Raw genomic sequence first — 8,765 nt, 5'->3', positions numbered from 1 at the left:
TACATCGGCCTTCGTGTCGGTCGGGTCGGGCACGTCAGGACCCGAGCGCCTGCTCGGCCTCGGAGAAGAACTGGTCGACGCCCTCGTCGACGGAGGACTTGCCGTGGGCGACATCGCCCCAGATCCGCAGGAACGCGGCCTCGGCCACGGAGGTGCCGGCGGGGTGCGGGGTCATCGGCTCGATGAGGTCGGTGACCTCTTCCTCGTACTCGGCGACCAGCTTGTCCGGTCCCTCGGGCCGGTACGCCTCGTACTGCGCCTCGGTGGCGAGCACGCCGCGGTTGTAGCCCATGACCTTGCCGACCTCGGGCTCGTGCACCATGAAGTCGATGAACTGGGCCACCTCGGCCGGGTGCTCGGTGCGGGCGTAGCCGCTCAGCATCAGCGAGGAGTAGTACTGCCCGGTCTTCTTGCCGTCCGTGGTCGGGATGGGAGCCAGGGCCATCTCGGTGTCGGTCTCGGCGGACCAGCGGACGATGAAGTTGTCCCAGGAGAACTCGGAGGCCACCAGGTCGGAGGACATCGTCGACTTCGGGGCCGCCTGGTCGGCCTTCTTCTGCGAGATCAGGGTGCCGTTCCGGACATCGGCGTAGTTGTCGCTCCACCACTTCTTCAGGTCGGACTTGGCGAAGCCGAGCTTGCCGTCCTCGGTGAAGAAGGCCTTGCCCTGCTGCCGGAGGAGGAGGTCGTAGAAGTACATGACGCCGGCGTTGGAGGCGGCGCCCTTGATGCCGCCCTTCTTGCTGATCTTCTCGATGCCGGCCTGGTAGTCGTCCCAGGTCCAGCCCTTCTCCGGCTCGATGCCGGCCTTCTCGAACTCCTCGACGTTGTAGATCAGGCTGAAGGTGTTGCCGCCGACGGGTACCGCGAGCAGCTTGCCGTCGATCTCACCCGCCTTCTCCAGCCCGGCGCGGAAGCCCTCCATGTTCAGCTTTCCGGCCTCGACCTGCGAGTTCAGGTCCAGGAGCACGTTCTTGTCGCCGTACTCGCGGAGGAAGGCGGCCGAGTTCTGGAAGACGTCCGGGGCGCCTCCGCCCGCGGACTGGGTCGCGAACTTCTTCCAGAAGTCCGCGTACTCCAGGAAGTCGGTCTTGACCTTGATCTTCGGGTGCTTCTTCTCGAAGAGGTCGACCGTCTCGTTGATCAGTTTCGCCCGGCTGGCGTCGCCCCACCACGAGTAGCGGATGGTCACGGTGCCGTCGCCACCGCTGCCGCCGCTTCCTCCGCAGCCGGCGGCCAGCAGCCCCAGCGCCAGCAGCCCCGCGGCCGATCTCCGCATTGACACGTTTCGCCCAGCCCTCATGGCACGGCCTTCCTGGACGGCGTTCAGCCGCCCGAACGAGATTGAATCGTTTTAGGCAAGCGCTTGCTGGGACAAAGTAGAGAGCGCCGTCAGCACCGTCAACGGTTCGGACCGGATCCACCGCCCGCACTCCCGGCCGGCGGCCGCACGGACCTGCCCGGGATCAGCAAAAAGCCGCGGCCCCGAAGGCTTGAAACCTTCGGAGCCGCGGCTCGTGGTGGGCGATACTGGGATCGAACCAGTGACCTCTTCGGTGTGAACGAAGCGCTCTCCCGCTGAGCTAATCGCCCGGGCGCGGGCACAACATTACCGCATGTCAGCCGGTGCCCCGGACCATGCCCGAGGGCCGCCGCGGGGCGGCGGCCCGCACGGTCACTTCCCCGGAGTCCACGGCATGGCGAGGCCGTACTGCCAGAGATACGCGCCGAGGGCGGCCGCCGCGATCACGCAGCCCACCGTCGTCAGAATGATGTTCCTGCGGCGCACCTTGGGGTCGAGGGCCCGCCGGGTGGCCTCCTTGACCTTCCGCTTGGTCCAGCGCAGCACCAGCTGCGCCCAGACGAACTCGGTCGCCCAGATCGCCATGCCGGCGAAGATCACCACCCAGCCGGGGCCGGGAAGGACCAGCATCGACGCGCCGGCCGCGACCACCGCGAGGCCGACCAGGAACACGCCGACCTGCCAGCTCACATGCAGCGGCCGGGAGGCCTTGATGAACCGGGGCGCCCGCGAGCCCAGCTGCGGCTCGTCCTCCGCACCGGGTTCGCGCCCGGCCTCCGGCTCAGCCACCGTCTCCGCCTCCGGCCCGGACTCCGCTTCCGTCCCGACCACCGTCGCATCCCGCCGCCCGTTCCGCACTCCGGCAGCACCCTCCTCCGCCGGGGCTTCCAACGTCGCCACATCGGCGGCCGTTCCCCGACCGTCACTCTCCGCGTTCATGTTCCACAAGCTACCCGACACCGGAGACTCACCGGAACGGCCGCAAGGAGGACCGTGAAATCCGCCATACGAGGTACCTGAACACCCGCAAAACGGTCAGAGGGGTTTACAACGGGACCGTAGGTGGCATGTCGATTTCGCCGACGTGCGAATCCCCGAGCGCACACTGAGCGAAAGGCCATGGCGCTTATGAACACCACGGTCAGCTGCGAGCTGCACTTGCGCCTCGTTGTGTCGAGCGAGTCGTCCCTGCCCGTTCCCGCGGGTCTGCGGTATGACACGGCCGACCCTTACGCCGTGCACGCCACCTTCCACACCGGAGCCGAGGAGACCGTCGAGTGGGTGTTCGCCCGCGACCTCCTCGCGGAGGGCCTGCACCGTCCGACCGGCACCGGAGACGTCCGGGTGTGGCCGTCCCGCAGCCACGGACAGGGGGTCGTCTGCATCGCCCTCAGCTCCCCGGAGGGAGAGGCTCTGCTCGAGGCCCCGGCGCGGGCCCTGGAATCGTTCCTCAAGCGAACCGACGCCGCGGTGCCTCCCGGCACCGAGCACCGGCACTTCGACCTCGACACCGAACTCTCCCACATCCTCGCGGAGAGCTGAGGGAGGCGGGGCGGTGACCGGCCACCGGCCGTAGCCCCGGTATCCACCGTCCGCAGCCGTCCGACTCGGGGCGACGGCTGCGGATCCCTCACCGGCACGACCGACAGCACACCGGTGCCTCCGCCGCGGCAGCCTTCCGCGGCGGAGGCACCCTCGCGCGCCGAGCCGCTACAGTCGGGCGTCATCGACATGACAGCCGCCCGACCACCGGCCAGGAGCGAACCCGTGCTGATCAACCACGACACCCGGTGCGCTCTCGACTGCGTGACCGATCTCGTGAACACCTCCGCGGAGGAGCCGGAGCCCGACACGCTCACGGATCTGCCCGCCCTCCGCGACTTCGTGCGGCGCAACAACATCAGCGACGTCGGCACGCTGGGCGAGGCGGACCTCACGGCCGTGCGGGCGGTGCGCGCCAAGTTCGCGGCGGTGTTCGAGGCCGGCTCCACCCCGGACGCCGCCGAGCTGCTCAACGGCATGGTGGCCGCCGCGGGCACCACGCCCCGGCTCACGGACCACGACGGCTACGACTGGCACATCCACTACTTCGCGCCGGGCGCGACCCTGGCCGAGCACCTCGCGGCGGACGGCGGCATGGCCCTCGCCTTCCTCGTCGTCGCGGGCGAGCGGGAGCGGCTGCGGCGCTGCGACGCGCCGGACTGCCGACGGGCCTTCGTCGACCTGTCCCGCAACCGCTCGCGGCGCTACTGCGACAGCCGCACGTGCGGCAACCGGCTGCACGTCGCCGCGTACCGGGCGCGCCGCCGGGAGGCCGCGGAGTGACCGCTCCGGGGCCGCCGGGCGCCCCCTGCCGCGGGGACGGCCCGGCGTCCGGACGGCTGCCGGCGGTGGAGGCTCACCAGCGGTAGAGGTCGTACACGGCGCCGAAGAGCAACAGGCCGCCGATGACGGCGAGGAACAGCATCAGCGGCGGCTGGGAGAGCGCGAACAGGCAGCCGCGCGGCTCGGGGGGCGCGACGGGCTCGACCGGGCCGGTGCGAGGAGCGACGGAACTCTCCGCGGTGCAGGTCAGCGGGCGTTCGGCAGCCGGGGAGGACAGGTCGTTGTTCATCTCGCGCAGATGATGACGCAGAGATCCGTTCCCGGTGACCAAACACGCCAAGATTCACCCGGACTTCGTCAGATCCCGTGCTTCCTGAGGATGGCCTCGATGTCCTCGAGACCGTCGAGCCCGGCGGTGTCCGTCGCGCCGGACTTCTGCTTCGGCGCGGCCCGGGGCCCGGCGGCCCGGTCGCCGGAGCCGAGCGCCGGGGCCGAGGCACCGGGCGCCACCGCGTCCCGGCGCGCCGCTCCGGCGGCCTTGCGCTCCTTGCGGGACCCGCCGCGCCTGCCCGCGACCCGGGCGGTGACGAAGAGGACCGCGGACACGGCCAGCACGCCGAAGCCGCCCCAGACGGCCGGCTTGAGGACCAGGTCCGTGCCCCAGTCGGCCGCGGCCGCGACGACGTCGGCGCCGAGGTCCACCAGCCCCGCCATGGCCAGCCCCACCGGCAGCAGCGCGAACGCGGCGATCCGCGTCGCGGCCGCGAAGCGGCGCCGGTACGCGGTGAGCAGGGCGATGGCCAGGCCCGCCGCGGACAGGGCCACGCAGATGGTCGTCGTCAGCATGGCGCGCTCCCACCGGCCGTAACAGACAACATCTCCACTCCCGTCCCCGTGTGCCGCCGTGTCCTTCCATCGTGCACCGTGTGCGGCCGTCGGGGCCACGTCCCGGCGCAGTCTCCGGGCCGTTCTCAGGGTCGATCTCGTCCTCAGGTCCCGGTCCGGCTCCTCCGGCCGGGTACGGGCGGGTACGGGCGGCCCGCGGGGAACTGCCAGACTGGTGCCATGAGCGACCCCACCCCCGGCCGTGCCGTCCTCGACGTCTGGTGCGAACTGCAGTGCACCGACTGCCGTACCGCCCTCACGGACCTCCGCGCCCTCCGGGACCGCTACGGCGACGCCCTGGAGCTCCGGCTGCGGCACTTCCCGCTGGAGAAGCACCGGCACGCCTACGCGGCCGCCCAGGCCGCCGAGGAGGCCGCCGTGCAGGGCCGGGGCTGGGCGTTCGCCGAGGCCGTGCTGGAGCGCGCGGAGGACCTCGGCCGACATGGCGAGAAAATGCTGCTGGAGATCGCGGGCGAGCTGGGCCTGGACACGGAGGAACTGGACACCGCCCTGATCGACGGCCGGCATCTGCTGATCGTCGACGCGGACCAGGCGGAGGGCGCCGCGATCGGGGTGACCGGTACACCGACGTACGTCATCGGCGGCGAGCGCCTGGACGGCGGGAAGAGCCAGGACGGTCTGCGGGAGCGGATCGAGGAGATCGCCGACCGGCTGCTGGCGGAACGCACGGACTGACCGGCTCCGGGCGCGTCCACGCCGCCCCGGCGGCGGACCGGGGAAGGACGGGGGCGGGGCACCGGGCAGGGGCGGGCGGCCGGGCCGGACGCGGGCGGCGGAGGGGGCCTGGCAGTACGGGGAGGCACCGGGCAGTACGGGGCATCGGGCAGGCTGTTTCGGCGTCTCCGCCCACCGCCCGTCGCCCGCCCGTCGCCCGCACCGCGCTCGCCCGCCGCCGTGAGCGCGGCGCCCTCGTCCCGAACCCGCGCCCGGGACCGTCCCGGCCCGGGCAGGGGGCGCAGCCCGGGACCCGGTGCCCCGCCCGGGCTCGCGTTCAGGCCAGCGGCTTGTACAGGCCGTACAGCACCGGCTCGTAGCCCAGGGACTCGTACAGCCGCCGCGCCGGGGTGTTGCTGGTGAAGACGTTCAGCCCGAGGACGTCCGCGCCCGCCGCCCGGCACTCCCGCTCGGCGAGCAGCATCAGCGAACGGCCGTGGCCCCGGCCGCGCAGCTCCGCGTCGACCTCCACGTCGAACACGAACGCGTCCACCGCCTCCGGCAGCCCCTCCCCCACGGCCAGCCAGAGCGTGCCCGCGTCCCGGCCCTCGTGCGACAGGACGCGCAGCACCGCGCCGGACGTGCGCACACCGTCCGGCAGCTTCCGCCGGTGGTCGTCCTCGGACTTGGCCCGCGCCGCCTCCTCGGGCACGCCGCGCTCCGTCCAACTGCGCGCGTAGTCCTCCTTGGACGCCTCCAGCCACGCCTCGAACTCGGTGGCGTTCATCGCCCGGGCCGCGCTGCCGGGCGGCAGCGAGGGCGGCCGCGCCGGCACCCGCTTGCTCAGGATGCGGTTGCGCTCGGTGTAGCCGAGGCCGTCGGCCATGGCGCGGGCCGCGCCGGCCGACGCGGGCACCGTGATCTCGATCCGGGTGCACCCCCAGCCCCGCAGCACCTCCTCGGCGGCCAGCGCCGCGACGGTGCCCCGGCCGCGCCGCCGGTCCTGTTCGGCTATCCGCAGGCCCTGGATGCGGCCGGCACCCGGGCCGAGGCGGCTGTCCGTACTGAGTCCGACCGAGCCGACGGGACGGCTGTTGACGCAGACCTCGTAGCCGCGCGAGCGCCCGCCGTCCGGGGTGTGCCGTTCCGGCCCCATGGGCCGCAGAGTGGTGGTCATCAAGGGTGTTGTACCGGCTCGGCCGCGCTGCGTCACCCCGTTTCGCCGGCTCCCGGGGCGGGCCGGCCGGCCGGGCGCGGGTCGGGGTCGGCGGCCGCCCGCTCGGTGAAGATCCGCCGCGCCTTGGCGGTGACCGGCCCGGGGGCGCCGGGCAGCAGCCGGCCGTCGATGGCGTGCACGCCCTGTACGTCGCGCAGGGTCGAGGTCAGGAAGACCTCGTCGGCGCGGTCCAGCACGTCCAGCGGCAGCTCGGCCTCCTCGGCGCCGGCCCACTCGGCGACCAGGGCGCGGGTGATCCCGGCGAGGCAGCCGGAGGCGAGCGGCGGGGTGTACAGGGCGCCGTCGAGCACCACGAAGACGTTGGAGCCGGTGCCCTCGCACAGCGCGCCGACGGTGTTCCCGAACAGCGCCTCGGAGGCGCCCCGCTCGTGCGCCCGGGCGAGCGCCATCACGTTCTCGGCGTACGAGGTGCTCTTCAGGCCGGTCAGCGCGCCGCGCTCGTTCCGCACCCAGGGCACCGTCACCACGGCCGTGCTGTCGGGCAGCCGCTGCGCCTCGCCGAGGGCGACGACCAGCGTGGGACCGGCCGTGCCGCGGTCGGAGCCGAGCGGGGACAGACCGCCGGTGTACGTGATGCGCAGCCGGCCGTACGGCATCGGGTTGGCCGTCAGGACCGCCTCGCAGGCCCGCCGCACCTCGTCGAGGTCGGGCTCGGGCAGGCCGAGGCCGCGCGCGGAGACCGCCAGCCGGTCCAGGTGCCGGGTCAGTGCGAACGCCTGTCCGTGGACGGCCTTGAGCGTCTCGAAGACGCCGTCCCCCACCGTCAGGCCGTGATCGAGGACGGAGACCCGTGCGCCCTCGGCGTCCCGCAGCGTCCCGTCGAGCCAGATCTTCACTGTGCTTCCCCTCGCGTCGCCCGGGCCGGCGCCTGTTCCCCGGCCCCCGGTTGCTGCCCCGCGCCGCCCTGTCGTGCCGGGGTACCCGACGCTATCGCGAGCAATCGGGCCGCCTTGAGCTCGGTCTCGTCCCACTCCCGACCGGGGTCGGAGCCCCAGGTGATCCCGGCGCCGGTGCCGAAGCACAGCCGCGGGCCGCCGGGTCCCGCACGGTCGGTCCAGAACGTCCGGATGCCGACGGCCAGGGCTCCCGTGCCGCGGTCGGCGTCGACCCAGCCGATACCGCCGCAGTACGGGCCGCGGGGCGCGGTCTCCAGCGCGCCGATGATCCGCAGCGCGCTGGACTTCGGGGCGCCGGTGACGGAACCGGGCGGGAAGGCCGCCGCCAGCAGCTCCGGCCAGCCGGCGTCCGGCGGGAACTGCCCGCGGACGGTGGAGACGAGGTGGACGAGGCCGGGGTGTTCCTCGACCGCGCAGAGTTCGGGAACGGTCACCGAGCCGGTGGCACAGACCCGGCCGAGGTCGTTGCGGACCAGGTCGACGATCATCACGTTCTCGGCGTGGTCCTTCTCCAGCAGATCGGCCGCCGTGCGGCCGGTGCCCTTGATCGGGCCGGACTCCACGACCCCGCCCGAGCGCCGCAGGAACAGCTCGGGCGAGGCTGTGGCGACCTCGACGCCGTGCGCGGGCAGCCGCACCGTTCCCGCGTACGGGGCCGGGTTGCCGCGGGCCAGCAGTGCGGTGAGCGCGTCCACGTCGGCGTGCCCGGGGTCGGGCAGCGGGGCGGACAGCACCCGGCACAGATTGGCCTGGTAGACCTCGCCCGCCGCGATGTGCCGCCGGATCCGCCCTACGCCCGCGGTGTACGCGGCCCGGTCCAGGGACGACGTCCACTCCCCGGCGGCCGGGCCCCTCCAGGCGCCGGGGACCGGGGCGGGGACCGGCGCGGGCCGTACGTCCCCGAAGCGCGCGCACACCAGCTTCCCCTCGAAGTCCGCGACGACCGCCCAGAAACCGGCCGAGTCGAGGGCCTCCGGGTCGCTGGTGACATCACGCAGGTCAGCGGCGACGAGACCGCCGAAGCGCGCCATGGGGGCGAGGTGGGACACGCCGCCGAGTCTATGGCCGGGTCCGCGGCGGGGGTGGTCCGGACCGACTCGGACGGGCAACCAGCGCAGCACGCTGCGCAAACGGAATTTGAGCTGGCCCAGGAATCCGCTAGAGTTCAACACGTCGCCGGGACGCAAGCGCCCCGGAGCACGACCTGCGGACGTGGCTCAGTTGGTAGAGCATCACCTTGCCAAGGTGAGGGTCGCGAGTTCGAATCTCGTCGTCCGCTCGGAGTGGGGGTCTCATCGACCTCCGCGCTGGTGGAGTGGCCGAGAGGCGAGGCAACGGCCTGCAAAGCCGTCTACACGGGTTCAAATCCCGTCTCCACCTCGGACGATTAGCTCAGCGGGAGAGCGCTTCCCTGACACGGAAGAGGTCACTGGTTCAATCCCAG

General features: G+C 72.8%; 10 protein-coding genes and 3 tRNA genes. 5 read left to right on the top strand and 8 right to left on the bottom strand.

Translation table 11 applies throughout. The annotated features are described in order from the left end of the window. Positions 1-34: 34 nt before the first annotated feature. The 3 genes from GCU69_RS16785 to GCU69_RS16775 form a co-directional block, all read right to left on the bottom strand. Complete coding sequence (locus GCU69_RS16785) at positions 35-1,303, bottom strand: ABC transporter substrate-binding protein (RefSeq protein ID WP_156206521.1); 1,269 nt, start codon at positions 1,301-1,303, stop codon at positions 35-37. Positions 1,304-1,518: 215 nt separating this feature from the next. Further along, a tRNA-Val gene (locus GCU69_RS16780) sits at positions 1,519-1,593 on the bottom strand. An 82-nt stretch (positions 1,594-1,675) separates the two neighbouring features. Continuing rightward, complete coding sequence (locus GCU69_RS16775; protein WP_156206520.1) at positions 1,676-2,242, bottom strand: TIGR02611 family protein; 567 nt, start codon at positions 2,240-2,242, stop codon at positions 1,676-1,678. A gap of 189 nt (positions 2,243-2,431) precedes the next feature. On the opposite strand from GCU69_RS16775, the gene GCU69_RS16770 reads away from it, so the two are divergent. Together GCU69_RS16770 and GCU69_RS16765 are read left to right on the top strand one after the other, a co-directional pair. Next, the gene (locus tag GCU69_RS16770; RefSeq protein WP_003959770.1) at positions 2,432-2,845 is read left to right on the top strand and encodes an SsgA family sporulation/cell division regulator; all 414 of its coding nucleotides are present in this window, start codon (positions 2,432-2,434) and stop codon (positions 2,843-2,845) included. Between the two features lie 225 nt (positions 2,846-3,070). Beyond that, a complete protein-coding gene (locus GCU69_RS16765) occupies positions 3,071-3,628 on the top strand; it encodes a CGNR zinc finger domain-containing protein (protein ID WP_098750960.1) in 558 nt (185 codons plus the stop codon). A 73-nt stretch (positions 3,629-3,701) separates the two neighbouring features. Here the strand turns inward: GCU69_RS16765 and GCU69_RS16760 are convergent, their stop codons facing one another. Both GCU69_RS16760 and GCU69_RS16755 read right to left on the bottom strand, forming a co-directional pair. Next, on the bottom strand, positions 3,702-3,917 hold the full coding sequence (locus GCU69_RS16760; RefSeq protein ID WP_098750961.1) for a hypothetical protein: 216 nt from the start codon (positions 3,915-3,917) through the stop codon (positions 3,702-3,704). 68 nt (positions 3,918-3,985) lie between these two features. Beyond that, the gene (locus tag GCU69_RS16755; RefSeq protein ID WP_156206519.1) at positions 3,986-4,474 is read right to left on the bottom strand and encodes a hypothetical protein; all 489 of its coding nucleotides are present in this window, start codon (positions 4,472-4,474) and stop codon (positions 3,986-3,988) included. A 219-nt stretch (positions 4,475-4,693) separates the two neighbouring features. Between GCU69_RS16755 and GCU69_RS16750 the strand changes: the two genes are divergently transcribed. After that, complete coding sequence (locus GCU69_RS16750) at positions 4,694-5,209, top strand: DsbA family protein (protein WP_098750963.1); 516 nt, start codon at positions 4,694-4,696, stop codon at positions 5,207-5,209. A gap of 316 nt (positions 5,210-5,525) precedes the next feature. Here the strand turns inward: GCU69_RS16750 and GCU69_RS16745 are convergent, their stop codons facing one another. Genes GCU69_RS16745 through GCU69_RS16735 form a run of 3 tightly spaced genes read right to left on the bottom strand, consistent with a single transcriptional unit; the run spans position 5,526 to position 8,370 of the window. After that, positions 5,526-6,365 (bottom strand): GNAT family N-acetyltransferase, encoded by an 840-nt coding sequence (locus GCU69_RS16745; protein WP_098750968.1) that lies wholly within the window; start codon positions 6,363-6,365, stop codon positions 5,526-5,528. 32 nt (positions 6,366-6,397) lie between these two features. After that, positions 6,398-7,261 (bottom strand): aminotransferase class IV, encoded by an 864-nt coding sequence (locus tag GCU69_RS16740; protein ID WP_098750969.1) that lies wholly within the window; start codon positions 7,259-7,261, stop codon positions 6,398-6,400. After that, positions 7,258-8,370: a chorismate-binding protein gene (locus tag GCU69_RS16735; protein WP_156206518.1), complete on the bottom strand. Its 1,113-nt coding sequence runs from the start codon at positions 8,368-8,370 to the stop codon at positions 7,258-7,260. Before GCU69_RS16735 ends, GCU69_RS16740 begins: the two co-directional genes overlap by 4 nt. 157 nt (positions 8,371-8,527) lie before the next feature. Here GCU69_RS16735 and GCU69_RS16730 point away from each other — a divergent pair. Together GCU69_RS16730 and GCU69_RS16725 are read left to right on the top strand one after the other, a co-directional pair. Continuing rightward, positions 8,528-8,600 (top strand) — tRNA-Gly (locus GCU69_RS16730). A 30-nt stretch (positions 8,601-8,630) separates the two neighbouring features. Beyond that, positions 8,631-8,701, top strand: a tRNA-Cys gene (locus GCU69_RS16725). The last annotated feature ends 64 nt before the right edge of the window (positions 8,702-8,765 follow it).

It is taken from the genome of Streptomyces lycii (genome assembly GCF_009735685.1).
Lineage (GTDB): Bacteria > Actinomycetota > Actinomycetes > Streptomycetales > Streptomycetaceae > Streptomyces > Streptomyces lycii.
This window is presented reverse-complemented; position numbering and strand designations above follow the sequence as displayed.

Excerpts from the sequence above, each read along its gene's own strand:
- GCU69_RS16785 (WP_156206521.1), bottom strand. The coding sequence starts at position 1,303 with ATGAGGGCTGGGCGAAACGTGTCAATGCGGAGATCGGCCGCGGGGCTG.
- GCU69_RS16770 (WP_003959770.1), top strand. The coding sequence starts at position 2,432 with ATGAACACCACGGTCAGCTGCGAGCTGCACTTGCGCCTCGTTGTGTCG.
- GCU69_RS16750 (WP_098750963.1), top strand. The coding sequence starts at position 4,694 with ATGAGCGACCCCACCCCCGGCCGTGCCGTCCTCGACGTCTGGTGCGAA.
- GCU69_RS16745 (WP_098750968.1), bottom strand. The coding sequence starts at position 6,365 with ATGACCACCACTCTGCGGCCCATGGGGCCGGAACGGCACACCCCGGAC.
- GCU69_RS16775 (WP_156206520.1), bottom strand. The coding sequence starts at position 2,242 with ATGAACGCGGAGAGTGACGGTCGGGGAACGGCCGCCGATGTGGCGACG.
- GCU69_RS16760 (WP_098750961.1), bottom strand. The coding sequence starts at position 3,917 with ATGAACAACGACCTGTCCTCCCCGGCTGCCGAACGCCCGCTGACCTGC.
- GCU69_RS16755 (WP_156206519.1), bottom strand. The coding sequence starts at position 4,474 with ATGCTGACGACGACCATCTGCGTGGCCCTGTCCGCGGCGGGCCTGGCC.